We start from the raw sequence: 858 nt of genomic DNA on the forward strand, positions 1-858 counted from the left end.
CTAGGCCGTGTTTTGAAATGTGACCAGTGCTTGATAATTCTTGGCTTCGCGTTGATCATCCCGGGCAGAGGGATTGGAGCCAGATACGGGTGCTGACCAGGGCGATTCCGCCTTCGAACATGGCGGGCAGCTTGTCGTAGCGCGTCGCGATGCCCCGCCAACTCTTGAGCTTTTGGTTGCACCGCTCGATCAGGTTGCGCCGCTTGTACTCCTGCGCGTCGAAGCTGATCGGACGTCCGCCCTTGCGTCCCTTGCGTAGACGGTTGGCCTGGTAGTCGGCCTTCTCCGGAATAACCGCTTTGATCTTCCGTCTGCGCAGGTAGGCACGGTTCTCGCGGGAGCCGTAGGCCATGTCGGCGGCGACCGCGGTGGGACGCGAGCGCGGCGCGCCACCCCGCGAGCGCCTGACCCTGACGCGCTCGAGGACCGGGATGAACTGTGGACTGTCGCCGTCCTGGCCCGCGGTGACGATGGCCGGGAAAGGACGGGCCTTCCCGTCGCACGCGTAGTGAATCTTGCTGGTCAGTCCGCCCCGGGACCGTCCAAGCTTGGCGGCGCGGGCCCGGGCCTTGCGCCGGCGGGTGCGTTCCCGGCGCTCCGGCGACGCCCGCGACGCGCCTGCAACTGCGGGATCAGCCTCGCCGGAACCGGCAGCAGCCGAGGATGCTCGTCTTGACTTGGCGGGTTTGTCTTCGCATCCACCCAGGCCAGCGCCTCGGCCAGGGCCTGGTCATCGACGAGGGCGCCCGAGGCGTCCTGGTGGGCGCGCACGGTGGTGGAATCGACGGGGACGAACCAGTCGATGTCGCCGAGCTCCTCGACCTGTTCGATCACCCCCAGCAGGATCGCCGCCCAGGT

Annotated in this window: 1 protein-coding gene and 1 pseudogene; both read right to left on the bottom strand. The window is 67.4% G+C overall.

All coding sequences use genetic code 11. The features are described 5' to 3' along the window. Positions 1–55: 55 nt before the first annotated feature. Positions 56–526, bottom strand: coding sequence for an IS5 family transposase (locus tag KGA66_RS29245; RefSeq protein WP_438822089.1), 471 nt, complete (start codon positions 524–526; stop codon positions 56–58). Beyond that, positions 523–858 (bottom strand): annotated as a pseudogene (locus tag KGA66_RS30685) (hypothetical protein); the annotation flags it as partial. The pseudogene KGA66_RS30685 and the gene KGA66_RS29245, both read right to left, overlap by 4 nt.

Source organism: Actinocrinis puniceicyclus (genome assembly GCF_018283645.1).
Lineage (GTDB): Bacteria > Actinomycetota > Actinomycetes > Streptomycetales > Catenulisporaceae > Actinocrinis > Actinocrinis puniceicyclus.